At 67.2% G+C, this 23,552-nt stretch carries 20 protein-coding genes and 1 pseudogene; 13 read left to right on the top strand and 8 right to left on the bottom strand.

Annotated features, from left to right (window positions below; translation table 11 throughout):
• Positions 1-263 precede the first annotated feature (263 nt).
• Positions 264-1,052, bottom strand: a complete 789-nt coding sequence (locus tag ACFY8O_RS30010; RefSeq protein WP_387907870.1) for a terpene synthase family protein — start codon at positions 1,050-1,052, stop codon at positions 264-266.
• 1,480 nt (positions 1,053-2,532) lie between these two features.
• Between ACFY8O_RS30010 and ACFY8O_RS30005 the strand changes: the two genes are divergently transcribed.
• The 7 genes from ACFY8O_RS30005 (at position 2,533) to ACFY8O_RS29975 (ending at position 10,368) form a co-directional block, all read left to right on the top strand.
• Complete coding sequence (locus ACFY8O_RS30005; RefSeq protein WP_387907868.1) at positions 2,533-3,234, top strand: hypothetical protein; 702 nt, start codon at positions 2,533-2,535, stop codon at positions 3,232-3,234.
• A 243-nt stretch (positions 3,235-3,477) separates the two neighbouring features.
• On the top strand, positions 3,478-3,975 hold the full coding sequence (locus ACFY8O_RS30000) for a hypothetical protein (RefSeq protein WP_387907865.1): 498 nt from the start codon (positions 3,478-3,480) through the stop codon (positions 3,973-3,975).
• Between the two features lie 483 nt (positions 3,976-4,458).
• Entirely contained in the window at positions 4,459-4,995 is a 537-nt protein-coding gene (locus ACFY8O_RS29995) for a hypothetical protein (RefSeq protein ID WP_387908152.1), read from the top strand.
• A 306-nt stretch (positions 4,996-5,301) separates the two neighbouring features.
• Positions 5,302-5,850, top strand: a complete 549-nt coding sequence (locus ACFY8O_RS29990; protein WP_387907862.1) for a hypothetical protein — start codon at positions 5,302-5,304, stop codon at positions 5,848-5,850.
• Positions 5,851-6,105: 255 nt separating this feature from the next.
• Entirely contained in the window at positions 6,106-6,642 is a 537-nt protein-coding gene (locus ACFY8O_RS29985; RefSeq protein WP_387907859.1) for a hypothetical protein, read from the top strand.
• Positions 6,643-7,077: 435 nt separating this feature from the next.
• Positions 7,078-7,620 (top strand): hypothetical protein, encoded by a 543-nt coding sequence (locus ACFY8O_RS29980; RefSeq protein ID WP_387907856.1) that lies wholly within the window; start codon positions 7,078-7,080, stop codon positions 7,618-7,620.
• Positions 7,621-7,986: 366 nt separating this feature from the next.
• Positions 7,987-10,368 carry a hypothetical protein gene (locus tag ACFY8O_RS29975; protein WP_387907854.1) on the top strand — a complete coding sequence of 794 codons (2,382 nt, stop codon included), beginning with the start codon at positions 7,987-7,989 and terminating at the stop codon, positions 10,366-10,368.
• A 50-nt stretch (positions 10,369-10,418) separates the two neighbouring features.
• Here ACFY8O_RS29975 and ACFY8O_RS29970 read toward each other — a convergent pair.
• Positions 10,419-10,676: pseudogene (locus ACFY8O_RS29970) on the bottom strand (transposase); the annotation flags it as partial.
• A gap of 158 nt (positions 10,677-10,834) precedes the next feature.
• A complete protein-coding gene (locus ACFY8O_RS29965) occupies positions 10,835-11,671 on the bottom strand; it encodes a hypothetical protein (RefSeq protein ID WP_387907851.1) in 837 nt (278 codons plus the stop codon).
• 674 nt (positions 11,672-12,345) lie between these two features.
• Here ACFY8O_RS29965 and ACFY8O_RS29960 point away from each other — a divergent pair.
• A complete protein-coding gene (locus ACFY8O_RS29960; RefSeq protein ID WP_387907849.1) occupies positions 12,346-13,617 on the top strand; it encodes a peptidoglycan-binding domain-containing protein in 1,272 nt (423 codons plus the stop codon).
• 592 nt (positions 13,618-14,209) lie between these two features.
• The gene (locus ACFY8O_RS29955; protein ID WP_449341834.1) at positions 14,210-15,439 is read left to right on the top strand and encodes an IS701 family transposase; all 1,230 of its coding nucleotides are present in this window, start codon (positions 14,210-14,212) and stop codon (positions 15,437-15,439) included.
• Between the two features lie 49 nt (positions 15,440-15,488).
• On the opposite strand, the gene ACFY8O_RS29950 is transcribed toward ACFY8O_RS29955, so the two are convergent.
• Positions 15,489-16,544, bottom strand: a complete 1,056-nt coding sequence (locus ACFY8O_RS29950) for a hypothetical protein (protein WP_387907847.1) — start codon at positions 16,542-16,544, stop codon at positions 15,489-15,491.
• A 78-nt stretch (positions 16,545-16,622) separates the two neighbouring features.
• Positions 16,623-17,636 carry a hypothetical protein gene (locus ACFY8O_RS29945; protein WP_387907844.1) on the bottom strand — a complete coding sequence of 338 codons (1,014 nt, stop codon included), beginning with the start codon at positions 17,634-17,636 and terminating at the stop codon, positions 16,623-16,625.
• Between the two features lie 358 nt (positions 17,637-17,994).
• Between ACFY8O_RS29945 and ACFY8O_RS29940 the strand changes: the two genes are divergently transcribed.
• A complete protein-coding gene (locus tag ACFY8O_RS29940; protein ID WP_387907842.1) occupies positions 17,995-18,270 on the top strand; it encodes a hypothetical protein in 276 nt (91 codons plus the stop codon).
• Between the two features lie 219 nt (positions 18,271-18,489).
• On the top strand, positions 18,490-18,912 hold the full coding sequence (locus tag ACFY8O_RS29935; protein WP_387907839.1) for a hypothetical protein: 423 nt from the start codon (positions 18,490-18,492) through the stop codon (positions 18,910-18,912).
• A gap of 264 nt (positions 18,913-19,176) precedes the next feature.
• On the opposite strand, the gene ACFY8O_RS29930 is transcribed toward ACFY8O_RS29935, so the two are convergent.
• The 3 genes from ACFY8O_RS29930 to ACFY8O_RS29920 all read right to left on the bottom strand — a co-directional run bounded on the left by ACFY8O_RS29930 (position 19,177) and on the right by ACFY8O_RS29920 (position 22,210).
• Positions 19,177-20,193: a PIN domain-containing protein gene (locus ACFY8O_RS29930; protein ID WP_387907837.1), complete on the bottom strand. Its 1,017-nt coding sequence runs from the start codon at positions 20,191-20,193 to the stop codon at positions 19,177-19,179.
• Between the two features lie 876 nt (positions 20,194-21,069).
• Positions 21,070-21,249: a hypothetical protein gene (locus ACFY8O_RS29925; protein WP_387907834.1), complete on the bottom strand. Its 180-nt coding sequence runs from the start codon at positions 21,247-21,249 to the stop codon at positions 21,070-21,072.
• 232 nt (positions 21,250-21,481) lie between these two features.
• A complete protein-coding gene (locus tag ACFY8O_RS29920; protein WP_387907832.1) occupies positions 21,482-22,210 on the bottom strand; it encodes a hypothetical protein in 729 nt (242 codons plus the stop codon).
• Positions 22,211-22,348: 138 nt separating this feature from the next.
• On the opposite strand from ACFY8O_RS29920, the gene ACFY8O_RS29915 reads away from it, so the two are divergent.
• Positions 22,349-22,750, top strand: coding sequence for a DUF6924 domain-containing protein (locus tag ACFY8O_RS29915; protein ID WP_387907829.1), 402 nt, complete (start codon positions 22,349-22,351; stop codon positions 22,748-22,750).
• Positions 22,747-22,827 (top strand): hypothetical protein, encoded by an 81-nt coding sequence (locus ACFY8O_RS29910; RefSeq protein ID WP_387908148.1) that lies wholly within the window; start codon positions 22,747-22,749, stop codon positions 22,825-22,827. The genes ACFY8O_RS29915 and ACFY8O_RS29910 overlap by 4 nt, the downstream gene beginning before the upstream one ends.
• The last annotated feature ends 725 nt before the right edge of the window (positions 22,828-23,552 follow it).

Genomic DNA, 23,552 nt, shown 5'->3' with positions numbered 1-23,552 from the left:
GTGTGACCTCCGCATACGGGCGGGGATCGGCAGGGGAACACCCGTACAGGGCCGACGCCGGGTGGCCGGTCTCACAACGGGACTCCCGACGGTCGATCGGCGAGAGGCCGGCCCCCCTCGATTCTGCGCCTGCGGGTGGTTAGCGCCCCCGCCTTTCGACAACCACATCGTCAAGAGTGAAAGCACGTCAACCGCGGAAGCGTCGATGCGTAACCTCAGCGGGCACGCCTCCACCGGGCCGACAGGCCGTTTGATCTGCCGGGTCAACCGCCGGAACCCGGCTCCGGAGCCGCAAGTCGGTGCGGGTAGCGTGCCGAGGCCAGGCAGAAGCCCAGGTTCCCGCCCGCCCACCGCCCGAGTCCGTCCGTCCACTCCAGCAGGGTGTCCGCGGCGCTCGGGTCGGTCCGGATCTCCGCGGCCAGCGAGTCACGGGCACTGAGGAACTGCCTGGTCCGGTCCGCGATCCACTCCGCGGTCAGCGCGACGGCCTCCTGGAGGTCCATGCTCTGGTGGTGTGTGAGTACCGCCACCAGGTTGTCCTGCTCACCGCGGGAGAGTTCCTTGGGCGCGGAGAACAAGTCGTTCGTCCAGGCGATGACGTCGGCGGCACAGTCGGCGAGGGCGCGGTAGCGCGAGCCCGAGACGAATTCTGCGGGCAGCTCGCTTTCCTGGGCGTACTCGACCAGGTCGAAATGCCAGAACAGGGTCGAGGAGACGCGGCGCCAGGGCAGGTACTCCTCCAGGTGCTGCGGGGGAGCCGAGCGGGCTCGCCGCCGCGCGGCCCTGGCGTTGGCTCCTTCCCAGTCCGAGAGGTGCGAGCGGAAACGCGCCCGCCAGTCGGAGCTCATGGGCTCTTCTACCACTTCCAGCAGCGACGAGTCGGTGAGAGGACGGCGACGCACCGCGCCCTCGTCGGCGTGATCGTCGTCGAGGAACATCATCAAGTCCAGGCAGGAGAGCGCTTCGAGCCGGGCCTCGGGGGCGAGAGGATAGACCCAGGCCGCGAACAGGTCGCATTGCTGCTGGTAGGCCCGCTCGGCCGTCTCCGGCACGGCATACAGACGGGTTCGGTCAGCCCACGCCCGGGCACGGGCGGCCACTGTTTCCGCTCCGGCGTGCCGTTGCTGCGGAAAGGGCGATGCCAGTGGAGGGAGGATGATCCGGTCGGTGATTTTCATGGTGTGCCCTGTCTCTTCGGTGCGGGTGAACAGCAGTCCGTCGTTGTCGCGGTCCAACAGGTCGGGGCGGCGTGTTACTCTCCTCCGGCTGCTCTCGCGAGGGGGTGGTCTGCATGGGGCACCGGGAGCGGTGAACCAGCCCGGTGGCCGTCGCGGGGCCGGGTCGAAGCAGCCCCGCGACGGTGCAGTCATCAAGTGGCCGCGTTCGTTCACCCCGGTGGACGAAGGTGGCGTGAGGGGTTCCGCCGATTGCTCGCGTTCAGCAGGAGGCGGCAGGTGTGGGCGGCGGTGCGAATCCGCAGCGGGGTGTCCTACACGAGGAACCCGACATTGGCCCTGTCCGGCCGCGTTGTGTGACCTGGCATCTGTGCCCATTGCGGACGGCACTGCAGTGCGGGGAGCCCGCACCGCGCTGCTCGAAGTGCGCGATGAGCTTGCACTCGTGGAGGTAGGGGTACCGGCCGGTGCGGTGTTGAGCAACTGCCGCGCGCTCCAGGTCAGGTCGAACAGCTCTGGTTCCTCCTCGGCCGGTCCGCTGTAGGTGCGGGCGAGGAACCGGGTCGCGCTGCCGGGTTCGCGGGAAACGAGCAGTTCGGGGTTGTCGTAGAGGCAGCCGTGCGGGCAGAACCAGGCTGCATGCACGCACCTGCCGTCGGAAGAGCCGTCGCCTCGCGTAGTCCGAACCTTGGTGAGCCGGGCCCGGCCGCAAGGCTGCCCGGGTTTCGCATCGAGGACGACGCCTCGGTGGTCATGGGCGAGTTTCGAGGAGACGGACGGCCCTGCGGCATCGGCGCCGGCCACGATCACGTCGAAGTCCTGGTTGGGGACTGAGGGGAGCCGGGCATGGCGGCCTTTCGGTGCTGAGGTCCCGCTCGGGACACCTGTAGCCCGGGGCAGGGAAGGGGGGAAGCATGGGCTTCGTACCGAATAAGACGAGGCTGGGCCCGTGCGGGTGTTCCTGACACCCAGGGGTGCTCTGCCCGTGCCGTACCGGTCCGGTAAGCATTGCTCGTCGACCGGTCACGGTGCCTCAAACACCCTCCCAGACCTTTCGGGAAAGCAGGAAAGGCCATTCACGGAGGCTCGGCGCCCGGCAGGGCGGCCGAACCGGTTCCCGCCCGCCAGTGCGCGCAGCACTACCGGCTGAACATGAGGTCCGACGCCCGGAGGCGCGCCCTACAGCTGAGGGCCCTGCGGGTGGCCAGTGCTCTTGACGGCATTCAGATTTTTACACAACGGCATCCGTCCGGGCTCCCGGCGCAGTGAGTCGGGTGCCGAGAATGGATCGCGCCGGATGCGCCGTGCACGGTTTCTCAACGCGGCCACGGGACAACTCCTGGACGAGGTGGTCCACATGCTCGCCGTCATCGCCGCGATCAATAAGCGAAAGAAGGGCCTTGCCCAGCACCCCTTCCTCGCCTCACTGACCAACGCCGGCATCGATTCCCGACGTCGCATGGCCTTTGCGCCCTGCCTCGCGCCCTTCGTCCTTGGCTTCGCCGACATCAACACCATGGGCCTGCGGAACGACGCTGTGAAGGACGACGATCGGCTCCAGGCCCTGGTCAACGGCCACACCAGGGAGGACGATCACCACTGGGGCATGTACCTGGACGATCTGGAGACTCTCGGGTACAACCGGCCCGCCAGGCCAACCGAGACGATCCGCTTCCTGTGGGGCGACCATTGCCGCGATACCCGCCGACTGACCTACCGCCTCTTCGCCCTCGCCGAACAGGCAACGCCGCCCCTGCGGATCGCACTCGTCGAGGCCGTCGAAGCCACGGGTTTTATCGCCTGGCGTGCGTTCCTCAAGGCGAGCGAGGCGTACACCGCCGACACAGGCAACGTGCTGCGCTACTTCGGCCCCGAGCACGCGGCGCTGGAGACCGGCCACGCGGTTGGCGCCGACGACATCGACAACGAACTGCGCGACATCGACCTCGGCGCGCAGCGGCCGACCGCCCTGGCCATGGTCGACGAGGTCTTCGATCTCTTCGTCAGCATGCTGGACGAACAGCTCGCCTATGCGCGGCACCAGGTCCTGCAGGGCTGACCCGACCTGAGTTCCCTCGAGGGCGACGGCCCCGGCTCCTGCAGCTTCGCGTCGGTCTGCAACAAGCTGACCCTGCACCGTAACACCGGCGCTGCCAACCACATCGCCATGAACATGCCCGCCGACCGCAAACCGCTGGGGCAGACCGCTCCCGCGCTCTCACCCGGCGTCTCAGCCCCGGCGCGCTGACCGCTTCGCGCGGTGAACCTGAAGAATTCAGCCCCTCTAGCAGAGAGTAAGCCCATGTCGTCATTCGACGGCACGCTCGCCCTGTGCGTGTCCGCGGACCTGCACCACACCGGTGCCAGTGTCGTCGTCGACGGAAGCGGCCGGCTGTCCTGCCTGGACCGGAACTTCACCGGTGCCGGCAGGGTCACCTGGGCCGACACGGGAACGGTCCCCTCCGAATACGTCTACACCGGCGGAGTCTCGCTGCGCCCCGACGGCACCAATGTGCTCGTCCTCATCGGGACGAGCACCGCCGACCGGCGATTTCACCGAGGCGGCGGTGGTCAGCACGATCGCGATCACCGGAACGACCCCACCGCCTGCCTCTCGTTCGACGGACCGCGCACCGCCGTAGGGGAGTTCAACATCACCTCCCACGTCGTCTGCGGCGGCAACCAGACCACCACCTACAGCCCCAGCTTGATCAACACGCCGCAGGCCGCCCAGCGCTCCGGCACCGACAACCACACCCCGTGCGTCTCCACCCTGCCCCCCTTCGCCCACAGGGGGTGAACTTCACTGATGCTGGCATCCACCCGTGGAATACCGATGAGACCAACTGTGTCGAAGGCCGACTCACCTCCAACTCAAACCGAATGGACAGACCGTCCGGATCGGCCAACCGATCAACCGTCTCCTCCAAGGGGCCACCATCCCTCAGGCCAGGGTGCGGATCGCGCCTGATGGCGGCCGTGTCGGTTTCACCGTCGTCCTCTGGACGCCTCGGGCCCTGGTTGGCGTCGATGTCGACCCGGATCCACTCGTCAATCCCACTCGACTCGTTGCCCTGTCTCACTGCGGCCGGCGTCTTCGCGGCCGGAGATCACTCCGTCGGCAGCTCCCGCATCGACGATGACCGCAATTCTCAAACCAGCGGTCGAAGCACTCCGGCGAACGCGGAGACCATTTCTCGCTAGCCACCGACGACAACCGCCCATCAACCACACCCGGCCTGCCCAGGCCGCCCACACTCTCAGGGAGACTCCTGTGACCCTCATGACCACCCGGCGCCGCCTTTTGGCGCCGCTCGCCCTCCTTCTGGCATCGTCCGCCATGGTCACGACTTCGGCTCAAACTGCCTCCGCGGCCGATCCGCTCGTTATCAGTTGCACGGCGAGTGCCACCCAGTACTACAGCCCGGGCCTCACCCTCGTGGACAAGCCCACCAACATCACAGCAAGCGCCACGTACTCCTGCATCGGCGGCGGTACGGTCAACTCGGCACAGCTCAGCTTCGACTACACCGTGAACGCGGGCTGCCTGCCCACCACGTCGCCGGTGACCACCGGCGTCACCCGGCTCGACTGGAACGAGGGCCCGGATTCGGTGATCACCTCGACCTTCGTCATCACCCGCCCGGTCGGACAGACCGTAGGCACGACTATCGGCACCGTCACCTCCGGCCAGTTCAGCGGCTACATCGCCAATCAGACGGGCACATACCCGGCCCTGGATCTACTCGCCTGCGCGACCCCCGGCGGAGTCACGTCCAGTCAGGGGATCCTGGCGCTCACACTCACCCAGCCGTTCTGATCGGCAGCCGAACGGCCCGGTCCTGATCGACACGGCCAAAGGGCCACTCGGGTCGGCGCCTCGTTCAGCGGCTGAGGCGCCGACCAGGGCATACAGCGGCATGCACGACACCGGCCCGCTACGCAGGAAGCGCCGGCCGAATCGCTGTGTCGCAGCTCTCCGCCCAGCTTTGCGCATCTGCCATGGCGGCGTGATCCACCAAGCTGCCCTTCCGAGGACACACCCGCACTCGCGAGTGACCGCCGGAAGATCTTTTCGAACAAGTACCCGACTGGCTCGTACCATCCTCGGAACAAGGAGTTCACAGTGAAGCCCCGTTTCGCGCTTCTGCTCGCCTTCCTGGTGGCTACCGTCACCCTCATCGGTGCCCCGACGGTCTCGGCAGGCCCCCTGGACAATGTCACGTGCCTGAGCGGTACCCAGTCCGTGCAGTACAGCCCGGGTGTGACAGCCACCCCGGTCGAGCAGCGGATCGATGTCACCACCGACTACCAGAACTGTGTGTCGCTCAGTCATCCGTCCTTGCACCACGGCCACTTCGCCATCTCGACTCGCGAGGTGCAGTCCTGTCTGACCCTCGCCCGCACGGAGGAGATTGACTTCACCATCACCTGGTACGGCGACGACGGCGCCGTGGTGGGCCACTCCGGCGTCTCGGTCACTCGCATCGTCAGCGATGTGGCCGCAGGGGTGCTCGTGGAGTATGTGGGAACGGTCACCTCCGGCCTGGCGGGCGGTGCCCCGTTCGTCGAGCAGATCACCTATCCGTCCCTGAACCTCACCGCGTGTCTCTCAGACGGCGTGCAGAACCGCAACAGCCTGACCAACGTCACGAAGATCGGCTTGTTGGTCTGACGCGGGTCAAGGCGGGAAGACCGAACGTCCTGTGGCCGTGGTGCGGACGGATTTCTGTCGCCCCTTTCACCGGACCGAACATGCCCTGCAACGCCGTTTCCCGGCGCAACACGACACATGCCACCTGACCGCCCCGCCCGAACCCGCCCCTTCCTCGACTGCGCAGGCCGCGAGGCAGTGGGCCTCGAGAAGGGACGGATTCGGGTCCCCTCTGCACCCGCCCCCGGTTCGATACTTCATCCCACGGAGAGAAACATGCTGAGCCTAGTGACGTCCCGCATCGCCGCAGCGGCCCTGACCGCTGTCGGCTCCCTCACCCTGCTCATCCCGGCATCGCCGGCGCAGGCGAAGGTCGCTCTGGTGACCTGCGGCGGAAGCCAGACGACGACATACAACCCCGGTCTGACCAACACGGCGCAGACCGTGCAGCGCGCCGGCCAGAACATCCACACGCCGTGCGTGTCCACCGCGCCACCGTTCACATTCTCCGGCTCCACGTCATTCACCTCGACGTCGGCCCTGTCCTGCCTGAGCCTGACTGCGGCCAACACCGGAACGGACCTCATCACCTGGTCCACCGGAAGGACGAGCACCTTCTCTTACAACCGGACCGTCACCGTAGTTCAAGGCCAGACGATCGTCACCCTGACCGGTTCGATCACCGCCGGAGACTTCCAGGGCGCAACCGCCGAGGAGACCATCACCAGCGTGTCACTCGACCTGGCGGCCTGCTCCAGCACACAGGGGATCACATCGACGTACGGCGTCTCCGAACTCACCATCCTCGGCTAGAAGGCTGATGAAGATCTTGGGGAGGGGTGGTCCGGCCGTGCGGCCGCCGCCCCCTCCGGTCACGCACTGGCTGAAGGGAGGTGCCAGGTGTTATTGGCGCGGGTGAGGCCGAGGTTGACCAGCCGATGAAGGTGAGGACGGCTGCTCGGGCATGAGCCAGATGGTTCCGTGGTGTCGGAGTCTGCGGTGCCGGACGAGCCAGGCGACCCCGCGTTCGGCCGGTGGCCGCCAACGCCGGCAATCGGCCTGCCAGCTGGATCGGTGGCGGCTTGGCGACGGGCGGCTACTTGGGTGTCGTGGTTGGGCGGATGGTCAAGATGCGTCCGGCCCAGAAGGGCTATGGAGGGCAGCTAAGGGACAAACCAGGACGCTGAGCTGAATCCCCGGCGCCTACTGGCGCTACGAAGCGATTGCCCCGCTTTGGAAAGGAATCTTATGTTGAGCAAAAGCCCTCTCGGTTCTGCCCTTGCCGCTGCCTGCGTTTTCGCCGGCGGTGTGGCCGCTTCTGCCGCTCCTGCGGCCGCTGCCCCGGCCTCCTTGCTGGAGCTGACGTGCACTGCGGCTTCTACGGTGACCTATTCTCCGGGACTTACCCTGGCCCCGACCCTGCAGACCGTCACTTTCGACGTGAGCTACAGCGGTTGCACCTCGCCTCTGGGCACCAGTGGCGTGACCAGCGGTTCGCGTCACGGGTCGTTCCAGGACATTCGGTCCTGCCTCGCCCTTCCGGCCTCCGCCACGCAGAGCTTCCCGGTCGACTGGAACGCCGGGGCTAGCAGTCAGGTCAGTGGCACCACGCAGAGTGTGGACGCTGCGGGACAGGTTGTCCACATCATCATCGGCCCCGTGATGACCGGTCAGTTCGCCGGCGACACCTACGTCGAGGAGATTAACCAAGCTTCCCTCGACCTTCTCCAATGTGCCCTCGGGACCGGTGTCAAGAGCCAGACGGGCGTGGGAGTCGTCACCCTTACCTGACCGTGGCCAAATCCGGCGGGCTGAAGAGCTTCCGGTAAGGCAAATTCCACCCGCGTGGTGTTCCTGCCGGCCGAGTCTGCAGGCGGGAGGGGCCTATGACGTCGGCAGCGCCAGTGAGAAGAAACGGGGGGCTGGCCAGTCCAGCAAGGTGCGGAGTTGGGCGCCAAGTGAGAGGAGAGTGACGGTGAGGCGCCCGCCACCGCCTGGTGACGCAAAGGATTTTGGACCGCCGCGTTCGGTAATCCTCCAGCTCGTTCGGAGGATCACTGTCCCACCGACCCCGCCCACAATTGAACTAATCAACTGGTATCGACTGAAAAAATGCTTAAATGAATTCTCTCTACGAATCATTTCAAAGGGGAATTCATGGGTGTGCCTGGGAAGGGCCTGGCCGAGCCGGGCCGCGGTGCTGGAAAGCGCCGGCCCGTCGGCCGGATGCTGGCGGGTGTGGTCGCTCTCGCCGCGTCGTTGGGGGCTGCCGCCTATGCCACGGTCCCGCCCCCCGCGCCCGGCAGCTCGGTGGTGACAGTGAGGACGGGCGGTGAACGGACCGGGGACTCGGCGATCGGCCCGCTGGCCGGGGTGAGTCTGGCCCTGTACGCCTCGGAAGACGCTGCCACCCCCATCGCCGCGCCGTGGGCACGGTGTACCTCGGACGGGGATGGTGACTGCAGCTTCGTCGTACCGGATACGAATGACGGCGGTGCGAACGAGGGGGCTCGCTACTTCGTTGGTCAGCCCGAGGACGGTGTGCCTGCCGGTTGGTACACCAACACTTCGCTGCGGACCGGAGCGGGAAACGGGTCCGGCTCGGTGCAGTCCCCGTACCGGTTCCTGACGCCGGCCCTGGAAGAGGGGCAGACGTACTCGTCCACCGGCGACTTCATGTTCAGCACCGATTACGCGGCCAGCCCGTATGTAGCCTCCGGCGGTATCTGGCAGCAGTCCCGCAACAACCCGGAACTCCCCGAGCAGTGCGGCCTGGACGTCGCTCTCGTTCTGGACCTCTCCGCGTCCGTGGGTAGCGCGCTGCCCGATCTGAAGGCGGCGGCGAACGGGTTCACCGACGCGCTGGCCCAGACCCCCTCCCGGATGGCGCTCTTCTCGTTCGACCGCGGCTCCCCGAGCACGGGCACGGCGAACTATCCGGAGCTGATGCCGGTCTCCACCCAGTCGGGGGCCGACGCCTTCAAGGACCTGTACGCCGACTGGGCCCTGGGCTCGGGCACCAACTGGGACCAGGGCCTGTACGCGGTGGCCAAGGCCGAACCGCAGTACGACGCGGTCGTCGTGCTCACCGACGGCAACCCCACCTACTGGAACAACGCCCGCCAGGGCGACGGCTCCCACACCCACTTCGCCGACGTCGAGGGCGGGATCTTCGCCGCCAACGCGGTCAAGGCCAAGGGCTCCCGCGTCGTCGCCGTGGGCGTCGGCCGGGGCGTCGAGGGCGTGTCCGGACTGAACCTCCGGGCCATCTCGGGCCCGGAAGCCTTCGACGGCAGCAACCCGCTCACCGCCGACTACTACCAGACCGCCGACTTCGCCGGCGCCGGTCAGGCCCTGACCGAACTCGCACTCAGCAACTGCGCCGGGACGCTGTCGGTCGTCAAGCAGATCGTCCCGGAGGACAACACCGGTGAGGACATCACCGGAGCGACCCCTGCGGGCGAGGGCTGGGAGTTCACCGCGACGACCACGACCCCTGGCATCGGCGGGCTGCCCGACACCCAGGAGACCACCGCCGACCGCACCGGTGCCGTCTCCTTCAACCCCACCTACCCGACCGGCACCGACTCCGCGGACATCGCCGTGACCGAGGACCAACGCCCCGGCTACGACCTGATCACCCAGGGCGGACTCAACGCCGTCTGCACCGACCTCGACACCGGCGAACCCGTCCAGGTCACCAACACCGGAACGACCGGAAACCCCGGCTTCGGCGTGGACGTCCCCCGGCTCTCCGCGATCAGCTGCACCATGTACAACCGGCCGCAGCAGGACGAGGAAGCCGAGATCACCGTCGAGAAGGAATGGCTCATCGACGGTGAGACCTACGATCACGACGACCGTCCGGACGGCTACGACGCGGAGCTCACCCTGACCGGCCCCGGCACCAGCGGCCCCACCGCCCAGGAGTGGGGTGATGACCGCGACGGCTACACCCTCGGCGACACCACGACGATCGCCGAAACCGTCACCATCCCCAACACGTGCATCCTGGACAGCAGCCGCATCGTCTCCGCCAACGGAACCACGGCCGACGAATCTCTGCCCTACGAAGCGCAGCTCACCGAGACCGAGAACACGTTCACCGTACGCAACACCGTGAGCTGCCAAGACGAGGAAGCGTCCCGCCTGACCCTGGTCAAGCGCGTCATCAACCAGCACGGCGGAACCGCGCAACCCGGCGACTGGACGCTGACGGCCACCGGCCCTGGAAGCCTCTCCGGCACCAGCGGCAGCGCGGCCGTCACCGACGTGACGGTGCCTCCCGGCACCTACACCCTCGGTGAAACCGGCGGCCCCGAGGGCTACCGGCCGACCGGCTGGGAATGCGAGGACTCCGAAGGCGACGACGTACCGGTCATCAACGACCAGGTCACCCTCACCGCAGGAGACACGGTCACCTGCACCCTCACCAACAAGGAACACAGCACCTCTCCGTCGCCCCCCCCGACCCCGCACCCCACCGATGACTACGGCTATGGCCACGGGGACGACGGTTACGGCAACAGCGGACACTGACACAGCAGAGACCCGAAACGGCGGCCTTGACGGCCGCGGCTACCAGACCGAGCCAGGACACGCCGCAGCCGGGCGACGTCCACCCGGCCGCGGTTGAGACCGGCGTAGAGGGCGCCGTGACCCAGGCGGTGCTCGGGCGCCAGCGCGAGGTCGACATGCGACCGCACCGGCCCGTCGGTGCGCAGCACCGAGTTGGTCACCTCGAACAACGCGTCCGCGCGGGCAGTCAGGCAGTCGTAGAAATCGGTCCGGAACCGCGACAACACGGTCAGGGATTCAACGTGGACAGCGTCGTGCAGCAGACTCACCCTCGCGGCCTTGGCATGATCAACAGCGTCTCGACAACACACATGATCACACCAAGGCCGCACTGCTGTGGCATCAGCCCTTGCAGGGCAGCGGGCGCTCAACTCGGCTGCGCGGCAAGGTCGTTAAAAAACCAGCTGAGGTTCACGCGGTCAAGTCATCAGATTTGGGAGACGTGCGATGCGCGAAGGTGGACCATGACGATGTCACGGACGGCGGCAACCGCTTCAGGGGCGAGACGAGCCAGAACTGGGATCGCGTGATGCCAGCCGGCAGTAGCCAGGGCCTGGTGGAGAAGCTTGATGGGAGTCTCGTTGTCGGGGCGGGTGGCTGAGGTCACCTTCAGTGCCAGATGCTGGATGGCGTGGGTGAAGCGGTCTGTGCCGATGGAGTTGGGGACGGGGCAGGGGCGGGGTGGGACGCGGGCGAGGTGTGATGCCACGGCGGACAGCGCCGCCGCCTTTTGGTGTGGGGCAGCGCGCAGGGTGGCAACTCGCTGGGCGCCGGCGGTGTCGCACAGAGCCGCGTGGAGTACTGCCAGAGCGGCGGTGGGAAAGAGTCTGGCCCCGCGGGCGGCCAGGTCTCTCGCCAGCGAGTCCAGTTGCCGGCCGGGGTCTTCTCCAGCACCTATGCGCAAGAAGGCCTCCAGGATGACACCTTCGGGATTCCAGGACTGCGGATTGCTTCGCGCGACTTGCACGCGGGCCCCTTCCATCACCGAGTCGAAGAGCGACTGGTGTGCAGACGGCAGGTAGGCAGCAGTCGGCAGGAGTTCTGCCAGTGAGGTCAGCGGTCCTTGGCTGTGGATCGCATGGCGGGCGGCGTCCAGGCGCTTCAGCAGGGGATCGATCAGTTCGCCTGCCGCTTCAGGGCCGTGCGTCGCGAGTTCCGTGGCGACCGCGACGCGCGCTGCCTGGTCGGCCTTTCGCCAAGCGGCTCGCCCGCCGGCCCGGTCGGGCCGCTTGTGCTGCGTGATCAGGTCCAGGGAGCGCTTCACCTCACCTGCACACGCCAGGGGCCTGCGCAGCGTAGGGCCCAGCTCGCGTCGGACGTGGTGCTGGAGGCAGCCGTGCGGGCCGCCTCCCACGCGTGGTGGCCGCCGACCGTGAGACCCCGACGGCCTGGATCGGCGGGACAGCACTTGGTACTGCCCGCCCGCCAGCGTGCCCATCATCGCAGTACGCCCGGGCCTTGCCCTGGCCTGCCGAGCCGATGTACGGGGGGAGCGCGACAAGCAGCTGCACAGCGATCACCCGGGTCCTCCAGGCCGACAGCCCTGGCTACACCGAGGAGCAGAACCGGGAGGTCGTCCGGGTTGCGGCTCGAGCTCCTGGGCATCGCCTGACCGGCAGACTCACAAGATCATGAGGCTTTGCAACACCCCTGGGGTGGAAGCCGGGACTCGGCAGTGAGATTCTGGGAATATCGCTGCTCCGAATGCATGCCGCTCAGCGGGCGCTGGAAGGGTTCAGCCTGATGGTGCCGCCGGCTGATCGGACTACGCAGTCTGGCGGCACGTTGGCAGTCGTGGGGTTGCCGGGCATGGGAACCGCGGTCGAGCACATGGTCATGATTCCCGCCGGTCAGACTCCAGCCAGCTACCTCGGCTGACCGATCGCCCCTCACTCATCGCTGGCGGGTTATTGGCCGTGTCCACAAGGGAGGCCTCCAATGCCGTTGCTAGCTTTCCGGTTCCGCTACGACGAGATCCTGGAGCAGGTACTGGCCGGCCAGCACCGGCTCCTGGTCAGTAGCCCGACCGGGCCGTTCGAGACCGGACGGCACGTCCGCAAAGTACAACAGGCCCTACTCGATGCGGGGTTCGCTCTTCCGGAGCACGGCGCAGACAGCGTCTACGGTCCGGAGACGGCCGACGCGGTGGTGCATTTCAAGACCGAGCAGCACATCTTCCCAAACGACGGCGTGGTCGGCGTGAACACGATGAAGACGCTCGACGCCATCTTCGTGGACGAAGTGCCCTTCCCTCCGCCGCCGCACCAGCCCGGTGATCTCTCCGTTGACGACGTGTTGGAAGCCATACAGGGAGCCGAGAGCGCGAACCCGGGCGAGACCGCGGAAGCGATCCTCACGATGATCCGCCAGCTCTACTACCCCGGCACCGATCCCGACGGCCTGACCTTCCGTGAAGTCGCGTTCGACCACCTGCTGCCCGACGCGCCGTTTCGCCGGCCTGACGGCAGTCGCCGTATCCTGACCCCTGCGGGTATGGAACCGATCTTCTTCGGTCGCCTCGTCCAGCGGGCACCTGAAAACCCCACGCCCGGGCGGCCCCTGGACAACCCGAGCCCCTACCTTGTCGACGCCACCGCCGAGCGGGTGGATCTCGGGCATGTACTCCTGACCATGGACGCCCTGGCACATGGCCGAGCGGGCGAGCCGTACGTCACCTTTGGCGTGCCGGCCATCGACCCTGCATCATGGGTGGCCGACCTCGGCATCGGCGCCGTATGGACCGAGCAGGACGGGCAGCCTGACGCACCCGTTGTCCTGCCACACTTGGCGGACGGGCGGGTCGACTTCGACGGGTATTTCCACATGTCGGCTCCGGACGCCGACCTGCTAGGCGACATTGACGGTTTCAACATTGCTCGAAGTTGGCTCCAGGGTACGCCACTGTCCTCCGCACTGATTGCCTACTACCTCGACGGCGACGTGCCCGGCGGCTACCGGCACCGGTTCCGGATGTTCATGGGCGGCCTCTTCGGTACGACAGATCCCGACGAGGCCGCGCTCACTGCCGCAATGTCGCAGTGGATACCGCGGGTCGACCGATTCAACGACCTCTTCGCTGCGGGAAGCGACGCGATCCTTGTGATCACACCTCCGCCTCTGCGCCAATGGCAGTTCACCCACGACGTGATCGCCCGGTTCTTTCAGTGGCTGCTCGACCATCGCAGGACCGAAGAGGACCGCTTCGACTGACATGGTTACGTGCCAGAGGTGCGACTGGAGCAATAGGGAAAGGTGCTTGAACCGAGGTTGTGCCAGGGCGGCTCTCACCCGTCGGGCTCCCGCATCAGCGATTTCCACCGGTTCGTCGTCGACGTCGAGGCGCCGGCACAGCGGATGTGTAAGCCGGAGGTGTCCGCCCACGCCTTCGTCGCGGACCTGCTGCGCACGGCCGACCGACTGCCGGCGACCTTCACGGCGCTATGGCCACAGGCCGGCACCGAGAGGCCCCTTCTCGCGCTGCGAACGGTCCTGGAGATCCCGTCGACCGGGTACTGGAGGATGCGGTTCCGGGCCTCTCCCGCACCACCGGCCCTTCCGAACTGCTGTGCCCACTTCCTTGTGGGCGTCCATCCTGCCGGAGTGCGCCGACCATGTATGTCCTGACACCGACGCTCTGCCCGGCTTAGTACTCCAGCCGGACTTTGATGTTCTGCCTGGTCAACGGCTTGGGTGTGGGGATTGTAGCGGGGTGGTGCCGGAAGCGGGACGGGTTCGCGAGGCCCGTCCCGCGAACGAGTGCCCGCGCCGTGTGTAGTGACATCGGGCTGGACAGCCAATCGGTGTGATTGACGACGTACCCGCCAACGAGTGGGAACAGGAACTGGAAGAACTCTTCCTGCAGGTCGGGCATCGCTTCTCGCGTGTCGAGCCGAGGCGCCGGATGCGGGACTACGTCCGTGGCCTGCTCGGCCCGGTGGGCCGCAAGAACTCCTGGCAACTGGCCGAGTTCGCCGGGCACTCCACGCCGGACGGACTGGAGCACCTGTTGGCGAAAAGCCAGTGGGAGGCCGACGAGATCCGCGATGACCTGCAGGGTTATGTCGCCGAGCATCTCGGCGCCGAAGACGGTGTCCTGATCATCGACGACACCGGCTTCGTCAAGAAAGGCATCACCTCAGCCGGGGTGCAAAGGCAGTACTCCGGCACTGCCGGCCGCACCGAGAACTGCCAGATCGGCGTCTTCGCCGCCTACGCCACCCCTCTGGGTCACGCCTTGGTCGACCGCGAGCTCTACCTGCCCAAGTCCTGGACCGACGACCTCGAGCGCTGCCGCGCTGCCAAGATCCCCAGCGAGCGCGGCTTCGCGACGAAGAACGACCTGGCCCGCACCATGGTCCTGCGGGCACTCGCCTCCCCGCTGCCCGTCACCTGGGTCACCGCTGACGCCGCCTACGGGCAGGACTCCCGCTTCCGCCGCTTCCTGGAAGACGCCGGCCTGTCCTACGTCATGGCCGTGCCCAAGTCCCAGCAGGTCCACGGCCCTCGCATCGACCACCTCATCGGCCAGGCTCCTGCCGAAGCATGGCAGCGGCTCTCCTGCGGCGACGGCGCGAAAGGGCCACGAATCTACGATTGGGCCGCCGCCCGGCTGCCGGCTGTCTGGGAGTTCGACGGTGACGAGCCCACCCGCCAGCGATGGATGCTTGCCCGCCGCAGCATCACCAAGCCGGACGAGCTCGCCTACTTCCTGGCTTCGGCACCCCTGCAGGCCACCCTCGCCGACCTCGTGCAAATCGCCGGCTGCCGCTGGAAGATCGAGGAGTGCTTCCAGAGCGCGAAGAACGAATGCGGCCTCGACCAGTACGAAGTCCGCCGCTACACCGGCTGGCACCGGCACATCACCCTCGCCATGCTCGCCCACGCGTTCCTGGCCGTCACCGCCGCCCACGCGAGGGAAAAGGGGGACGCGAGCGGGACACACCCGACCTCGTGGACCTCACACCAGCCGAGATTCGGCGTCTGCTGGCAGCTGCCCACCGACCTCCTGCTGCACGGGGCGACCACTCGATGAACTGGTCACGATGGCGCCGCCGGCACCAGGCCAGAGCACGCCGATGTCACTACACACGGCGCGGGCACTCGTTCGCGGGACGGGCCTCGCGAACCCGTCCCGCTTCCGGCACCACCCCGCTACAATCCCCACACCCAAGCCGTTGACCAGGCAGAACATCAAAGTCCGGCTGGAGTACTAGGACCTGCTGGCTCGAATCGTCAAGTCGTTCCCAGTACGCGGTGGCTGTTGAGATTAGGCCGGCCTCAAGCAGGCTCTTGCCGGCCCTGTAGAGGGCCTTGTAGCCCTTTTGGTGCCAGAGTTCGTTGCCGGTGGTCTGGTGGAGTTGGTCGGTATTGGTGCGCAGTGTGGCGGCCAGGTCGGGGTGGGGCTGGTCGGGGTCGGGCCAGATGTGCATGAGTGCGTCTGCGGCCGCCTGAGCGAGCGGGCGGAGCGTCTCGGCGGGGGTGGTTTCGCGTACGGCGCGGGCGGTGAGGGCGTGCACGCGGACAGCGCGGGATTCTTGCCGGCGGTCGCTGGTGATCAGCGCGTACCGGTGCAGGACCCGCAGCACCGCCTCGGCCTCTTCGCTGGTAACCGGTTCCGGCGTGTTGTCGGCAGCCTTTGGGACGAGGTCCCGCTGTTCGGTGAGGTGGGCCAAGATGGCGGGAGCGCTCCATAGAGCGTGGGGGTGTCCGGCGGGGTCGAGGTGCGCGGCTATCTGGAGTGCGGGCCGTGCCAGACCTACAGGATCGGTGCGCTGTGCGGCGTCGAGTGAGAGCAGCAGCGTGGTCGCGATTTGGCGGCCGTAGCCGTCGGCGTCGGCCGTATTGGGGAGTACGTGTTCCAGACGGCGGTTGGTGTCGTTGAAGCGGTCCAGGTACTGCGCGCAGGGGAGGTCTTGGTTGAGCATGTAGGCGGCGGCGTGCCCGAGGGCCAGCGGGAGGTGCCCGAGTGCCGTGGCCAGGTCCTGGACGGTGTTGTCGAGGAGGTGTCCGGCGTCGTCGTCGGTGAGCCGGGTGCGGAGGTAGTCAGCCGCTTCGTCGGGGGTGTAGACGTCCACCGGTACGCGCTTGCGGCCGTTGCCGGTCAGTGCGGCGTCGGTCAGGCGGGTGGTGGCCAGCACCCACCCGGTCCCGGTCCGGCTGGCAGGCCACCAGCCGACCATTCCGGCGGGGTCGGTGATGTCGTCGAGGACGACCAGCTACCGCCTGTAAGTCGTCGCCAGCCACCCCAGCAACGCCCGCGCGTCCCCCTCCGGGTCCTCGCCTGTCGCACCTGGGGCGGCGGCAAGGAGGGCCGCCTGGGCGTAAAGAGTGACGACCTGCTGGACCTCTACAGCGGGCGCCCACAGGACGAGGTCGGTGCCGTCGTGAAGCGCTTCGCTGGCATACGCGGCGGCCAGCTGTGACTTGCCGACACCCCCGCCGCCCGACAGCACCTGCGTCAGCACCGCCCCCGCCCCCTGCGCACGCACCTCATCCACCCGCTCCCGCAGTGCGCTCCGCGGCTGGAACGCGGAAGCGAGAGCGGGGACGGCACCGATCTCGAGCGGCCACGCCACCTCAGCCGAGGCGTGGTGGATGTGGGTCTGCCGGTTGTCGACGACCTGACTACCCGGCCCCACCGCGTTGTGTGAGACATCGTTTCCCGCGGCGATCCCGCCACCGCGGGCCGTCACCCGCACCGGCGGCACCTGCTGCTCTTGCTCGTCCCAGGCTGCGGGAAGCGTGCCGGGCGACCCGGCCGCTTCGTCGTTGCTGCGGCGTGGCCTGCGGGGGGGGGGGGGGGGGGGGCATCGGCGTTCACTGTCGTCGCCGAGGGCGTTGTCGGTGACGTCGCCACCTGCGGCGAGTCCGTCCCTTGCGGCGCGCACGTCGCTGTCCTGACCGCTCGCGGGAGCGGGCCCTGCCGGTGTCGGAGGCCCGACGGCTTTCGACCGGTCGCCGATGGCGTTGCCGGTGATGCTCCCTCCAGCGGCGAGGCCGCCCCGTCCGGCCTCTACCCGGCGTCCGCCGCCGCTGGTTCCGGGCCTGTGAACGAGGGCGATAACAGCGAGGACGAGGGTGGCGAGTCCGACGACGGCGCCGGTGACGCTCGCGGTCCGATCGGCCATGTCCGGGTTCACCCCCAGCGCCACGATCAGCCCCGCCGACACCACACCGGCCACCACGGCAACCACCCAAACGCCCACGCGCGCCGCCCCCGAGACTGCCATCGCTCTGCCCCCTGTTGGTGTCCGATGCCCCGTCAGAACGGGGGATCGACGATACCGTGACTGGTTCTGTTCAGCGGTCGGAAGGGGCACGGTGAGGTGCAGTGCGGTGGGTCCGAGAGCCCGGTGTGGGGTGGACGTTGCCGACGTGGAAGAGCTAAGGCTGGCCTGCTGGTGAACGCCCGTCAGTGGCCGCTCCTCGCCGCCCGCATGCAGACCATGGCCAGCGACAACCAACCGGGCGCCGACCACCTCGCCCGCCCCTGCTCCACCGACGCGCCCTTACGCACCGGGCAGGGCCTGCCCGCAGCTGATGTGAGAGTCGAGGCGCCCGGTCCCCCTGAGCCCGAAGGGCCCGGAAATGATCGTACCCATCGATGCCGACGCCGGCCTGATCTTCCTCGTCTCTGCCGCCGTCGACTACGCCGTCCACCGCCACACCAAAGCCGCCTCGACCACCACCCCGCCGACCGGCGACCTCGGCGTCGCCTTCACCGCCGGCTCCATCACCCTGGTCGCCCTCGCCTTCCTCTTCGGCGTTCCCAGCCTGGCAACCGACCCCGCACCGGCGACCACCTCGGCCCAGACCGCGCCCCCCGCAGCTGCGAACCCCACCGCGCCGAGCGAGGCGTCATAGGGGCTTTGTGGCCAATTCCCAGTCGGCCTGACCGGGAGTCGCTCGATCACGCAGGATGGGACCCGGGGCCCTGTTCAGGTGGGCTTCCGGGTAGTGGGCCGGAGGAGAGAGCATGAGCGCAGAGCATCTGATTTCCGACGAAGAGACTCGTCAGATCGCGGAGGGGTTCCTGGAACCTCTCCTTGGCTGGGCGATGTCGAGTGGGCAAACGACAGCATCGTGATTGGTCCGAACGCTGAGTACCTTGCTGGCTTCGACGGCGCTTTCCCCGCTGATGCCACACTCGCGGATAATCAAAAGTGGTCATGGCAGGTCTCATTTTCGGACCCAGCAGGAACGAAGAAGACTCTGTCCCACGAGGCGGTCCTGAAGGGGCTCAGTGACATCGTTTACGGCGACCACACAGGGGCCGAGGGATACCGCTACATGCGCATCAAACAATGGTTCACTGAGTCGACGGAGGACCGACGGAGGATGCAACTGCCCACTTCAGACCACTCCTCGATCTGTCAGCGCTCCCTCTACGGCAAGATCGTCTTTTCCACAGGGGAGAGGGAGGGCCTATTCGGCGGAAAGGTGGACTTCTGCGAGGACCAGAGGTCAGACGGGGACCGACCTCTGACGGACTCGGCGTCTGACTGAGCCGCTGATCAGCGCTACATCCAGACCACTTCTGGCGTGATGGGTGGCTGGCGCTTCCCCATGGCGTACAGCGGTCCCCGCGCGCGGCTCAGGGCGGGGTGGCACGCAGGTAGCACTCGGGACCTGCGACTACATCGCCGCTCAGGACCTGCTGGGTGTTGCCCGAGATCGAGAAGACCGAATCCGGTGCGACGGCTACAAGCCCCGGAGTGACCGAACTGCTGCGGCATTTGAAACCCCTCTTGAGCCGTCGCTGCACGCCCGTTAAGTAGTCGCCGACGCCTCGAACGTCGATGGTTCGACTGCGGAGGGTTCAACCGCCGGCGGCTGTGCCGCCGCTGATGCGGCCGCACGGTCACGACGCCTTTGCCTCGTCCCGTTACCCGGCTTGCCTTGAGAGGCCCAGTCCGGTTCCGGACCGGGGTCCTTCGCGGGAATCTTCGTCACCTCTAGCCCCGCCGCCCACCCTCGTGTGTGCTGCCCGTTGTCGCACGTCAGCAGTCGTACGGCTCGGGAGGCCATCGACTGGATGGCGACAGCCCGGTCGATGATCTCGTCGTCGGCGATGGGGAGCCGTACGTGACCAGGCTGATCCAGAACGATCTCGACGCTCACCTGGCCGCGGATTTCCATGCTTCCGTCGCCGCAGGAGGAGGAGCTCCGACTTCGCCAAACGCTGGAAGTGCGCCCGCCCAGGATCCCGTCCAGAAGTCCGAGGGTGTGGGACGCGCGCCAGCGGCTCCTTTCCTTGCCGGACTCCTTCAGGCCATCGAGTTCGTCAACGACCGTGATCGGGAAGAGGAGACGGACATCGTCGTGAGACCGCAGATCCAGAATCTGGTGCAGATCGGCTTCCGCGAGCTTCTGGGCGTTCTGGACGTAGAAACTGGAGTCGGCGACCACGAGGACCTCCGGCTGGCTCCACCGGTCCATCTGCGCCTTCAGCGCCTCGCCAGCGGCCTGGAGAGCCTGTATCCGCTCCGCCAGTTCAAGGTCCACCAGGCCGTTGACCAGACGCTCCTGGGAGCTTCCGGCGAGGCTTCCGCAGCTACCAAGGAGTGCCTGGTACCGGCGGGTGAGTACCAAGTGGTCGATGTCGGCGTCGCGGACCTGATGGCGCAGGACACCGGCCGCCTCGGTGGCCCATTCGAGATAGGCCAGAAGCTGGGTGTAGGCACGGCCTTTGTGGGAGCTGCGGAGGTTCGCCGCCGCCAGCTGGGCACCACCGAGGGCTTGGAGGAGGTTGCGAGGGTCGGCTCCCGGCCGGGGTGTGATGAGCATGAGCTGATCCTTCCAGCAGCCGTACGGCCCTGGGAGCCGTTTGCTCCTGTCGTCCCGGCCTCCGGGGGGCGTCCGTTCTCGTACCCATCCCGGGCGGGCATCGCTGTTTTGAACACCGCGCAGCCCGCACACTGCTGGACACCACCCCGGCCGGCCAGGAGGTCCAGATCGAGGCTGCGCCCCTTCTCGACCGGCCGGACCACCGTCAGCGAGCTGCGAATGGCCGCACTCGGCTCATTCCCCGCAAATCCGCCCGCCGACGGAGTCTGCGCCTTCGCCTGTTGCCGCAGGTGCTGCGCCTCGGCATGGGCCAGGAAGCGGCCGTGCTCGCCCTGGGCCACGGCCACAGCGTGCTCATGCCGCACACGCTCCAGTCGACCCGCAGAGCCGCCACGCTCTGCTTCTTTGCCACCGGGGCCACCGTGCGCTCGCGCGCCTGGCAGGTTGCCGGCCTCCCGGCGCCGGCGGATGGCCGTGCGGCTGACACCGCACCCGGCGGCAGCCTCCCGCTGATTCAGTATCGGACGCGAGCTCGTGCGCCCCATCCTCCCTACCCGGAGGCCGGACACTAGGCCCGACCCGCCCGATTGGCTCTGCAGGGCGCCCAGCGGCCCTCAGGGCCCGATTGGGCCGAGCCCCGGCCCCCTTTGGTGCTGCCCAGCCCCCAGCGGGGGCCTGCCAGCCCTCAGCCGGGGTCAGCTACTGAGGTCTGTTCAGGACGGGGTACGGGGAGTCTTCTCTTCGCTCCTACACTTCCGTAGCGTGTGCCCGCGTGGCGAAACCCGCCGTCAGTGGAATGAGAGACGGGTTCCGCCACCAGTGAAGGACACCGCAGGTGGGCCCCCGAGTGGTGAGACACGAGGGGGCTCGCTGCTGTTACGCGCCCAGAACCTTTGCGAGCAGTTCAGCGAGTTGCTCGCCGGCTCCGGTTGCAAAGCCGATCAGCAGCGCGAGCAGCGTCATGCTGACGAGACCCTGCCGCTTCCTGCGGTCCTCCCGGCCCGTTGCGTTCTCGGACGCAAGGTCCTCCTCGTCCTTCTCGGCGCCGGTAGGCATGAGCAAAAGAACACCTCCCAATCGGTCATGTGACTTGTCGGTACCCCTGCAGCAATGGGCGGTACACGGCCGCGTCACCGAGGGAACGGGGCCACGCATCGCTGCGGAAGTGGATGTGACAGTAGCCCCAAACAGACCGTCAGCTCAGTGCTGTGTCGGACGACTTACCTGCCAGTAGCGATTAGCATTCCCGCTACGCGTCCGCGCGCACGGGAGGTTCCTGTGACGCAGTTCACTTTCGCTTGCGCTTCCGGCCCGGTTTCGAGGTCTTCTTCCAGGGTGCCCTCGGCTGCTGCGCCACCTCACCCACCCCCTGCACAGCTGCCAGAGAACGAACCGGCTTCACCCGAAACCCGTTCTTCTGCATGACAGCCGCACGCCGTCGCTCCCTCTGCGCAAGCCACTCTGCACGCTCGTCTGGCGACAGGTGCTGGGGCGGTCGCCGGCGCTTTCCCCGACGAGCTTGCGCGACCTCCCGCTGCCGCGCTGCCTGCTCCAAAGCCTGCCGAGACGACTCGAACCACCTATCAACCGTCTTACTGGTGTACCCGGTGATGTCAGAGAACTCCTGGGCAGAAAGCCCCACCTCTATGGATCTCCGCACCGAAGACCGGGCCCTCGCCGAAATCTTCAACTCCGTCTGCGACATACGACGCCGACGATCCCTGATCCGGGCAAGCCGCTCCTGAGCCCTCTCAATAGGTATGCCCCGCGCCTCGCCGCTCCTCTTCGCTACCCATCGCGCGACAGTCTTCGGGGTGTAGCCGGCAGCAGTGGCTACCTCCTCGACGCCGATCCCCGAGACCACCGCATCCACGACATGTCTTCTAACCTCCTGCAAGTACCTCTGCTCAGCACAACGGAACCTGTTACGGCGTCGGCTGATACGCACCAAGTACACGCGCAGCTCACCTGCGACTTCCGCCTTCGTCTTCCCGTGGCTGTACGGCCCCTTGACCATGCCCCCCCCCAATCAGCGATGAGGGCATACTGCCAACGCCGCCCCCGTGGCGGAGCCGTATACCTCCCGCGGGACGTGACAGACGACCATGAGACAGTCACGGCACGGCTCACCGAACGTCACCGAGAAGAAGGACCCATGGGAACGTTGCCCGTTGTCACTGGCCGCGATGAGTTTCATGCCTTGGTTGTCAGGACCGACTACCGCGACGACCAAGCGCGGCAGGACGTGGTGGCGGCGCTGAGGGAGCCCTGGGGAGACAGGCAGTACGAGGCGCAGGTCCACTTCATCAACGATCCGGCCTGGGCGGCGGCGACCGTCGACGAGGTGCTGACTGCGGTCAGCGGCGATGAGGAACCGTCCGTTGTCTTCATTGCCGACCGGGTAAGCATGCAGGCCGAATACCACCCGCTGCTGGCGGTCACCACGCTGACACGGGAGGACTGCGTCGACGGTGAGGACTACGAGCAACTGATCGAGTTCGGGCGTGAGTTCCGCGCCACCCCCCCCCAGCGGTCCACGAGGTCTACGCAAACCTGAGCATCGGCAACCTGGGCTTCGAGGAGTTCGCGGCATGGGCCCAGGACGATCCCGAAAAGGTCTTCCGGCCCTTCTGAACGGAGCCGCGACTACAGGCGATGCCGCACAGTCGGCACGTCCGGCGCGTTGCGAGGCGCCGGGCCGAGCGGACAATTCGGCCCGGCGCCGGCGCCTTGCCCGGCCGCTTGCGCTTCTCGGAGTTCGTTCTGCGGTGGCACCCGCGCGGAGAACCACAGAATTCCCTGAGCGTCACGAAGTGACTTACCTAGCGGTAATTAGCGGCTGCTCAGGATTTCTGATGGGTGGAAACTCTGGGAGATTTGGAGAGCCCTCAAGCGAGTCTCGTAGCATTCGCAATATGGGTCAGAATTAGATTTCATTGGGCAGTCGGCGGTAGGGGAAATTCCCAGTCTCTACCCAGCATATGAAGCTGATGCAGATCGGTCTTTATTGCCTTAGCCTCAGAGGAGATTTATTCACGCGACCCCGATCCGGGCAGGCACCCTCTTGTTGGCGCGTAGTTGTCGTGACGTCAGCCGCGTGCCGTGCGGTAGGCGGTGATCCGGCTTCAGGTCTGCCTGCACTGCGGAGCCGTGCAGGCAGACCGCCCCAGGGCCTGACCTCCTGTCACCCCCGGGGCCTGCTGCCGCCGAACAGGCCGACACCAATTCCCGCACCGCATGCGGGAATTCCGGAGGAATTCCCAAACCCATTCCGGAGGAATGGGTTTGAAAGCCCGTAGGGCTTTATCGTCTTTACGACCCGTAGGGTCGTGCGTCGTTCCCCCGGAGGGGGACGCGCG

Origin of the sequence: Streptomyces argenteolus (genome assembly GCF_042902585.1) — a bacterium.
Taxonomy (GTDB): Bacteria; Actinomycetota; Actinomycetes; order Streptomycetales; family Streptomycetaceae; genus Streptomyces; species Streptomyces argenteolus.
Note: the sequence above shows the minus strand (reverse complement) of the source record. Positions and strands in the feature narration are given on the sequence as shown.

Bases quoted from the DNA above. Each gene is read 5' to 3' on its own strand.
- ACFY8O_RS30005 (WP_387907868.1), top strand. From the start codon at position 2,533: ATGCTCGCCGTCATCGCCGCGATCAATAAGCGAAAGAAGGGCCTTGCC.
- ACFY8O_RS30000 (WP_387907865.1), top strand. From the start codon at position 3,478: ATGTCGTCATTCGACGGCACGCTCGCCCTGTGCGTGTCCGCGGACCTG.
- ACFY8O_RS29995 (WP_387908152.1), top strand. From the start codon at position 4,459: ATGACCACCCGGCGCCGCCTTTTGGCGCCGCTCGCCCTCCTTCTGGCA.
- ACFY8O_RS29985 (WP_387907859.1), top strand. From the start codon at position 6,106: ATGCTGAGCCTAGTGACGTCCCGCATCGCCGCAGCGGCCCTGACCGCT.
- ACFY8O_RS29980 (WP_387907856.1), top strand. From the start codon at position 7,078: ATGTTGAGCAAAAGCCCTCTCGGTTCTGCCCTTGCCGCTGCCTGCGTT.
- ACFY8O_RS29975 (WP_387907854.1), top strand. From the start codon at position 7,987: ATGGGTGTGCCTGGGAAGGGCCTGGCCGAGCCGGGCCGCGGTGCTGGA.
- ACFY8O_RS29960 (WP_387907849.1), top strand. From the start codon at position 12,346: ATGCCGTTGCTAGCTTTCCGGTTCCGCTACGACGAGATCCTGGAGCAG.
- ACFY8O_RS29945 (WP_387907844.1), bottom strand. From the start codon at position 17,636: ATGGCAGTCTCGGGGGCGGCGCGCGTGGGCGTTTGGGTGGTTGCCGTG.
- ACFY8O_RS29940 (WP_387907842.1), top strand. From the start codon at position 17,995: ATGATCGTACCCATCGATGCCGACGCCGGCCTGATCTTCCTCGTCTCT.
- ACFY8O_RS29930 (WP_387907837.1), bottom strand. From the start codon at position 20,193: ATGCTCATCACACCCCGGCCGGGAGCCGACCCTCGCAACCTCCTCCAA.
- ACFY8O_RS29925 (WP_387907834.1), bottom strand. From the start codon at position 21,249: ATGCCTACCGGCGCCGAGAAGGACGAGGAGGACCTTGCGTCCGAGAAC.
- ACFY8O_RS29920 (WP_387907832.1), bottom strand. From the start codon at position 22,210: ATGGTCAAGGGGCCGTACAGCCACGGGAAGACGAAGGCGGAAGTCGCA.
- ACFY8O_RS29915 (WP_387907829.1), top strand. From the start codon at position 22,349: ATGGGAACGTTGCCCGTTGTCACTGGCCGCGATGAGTTTCATGCCTTG.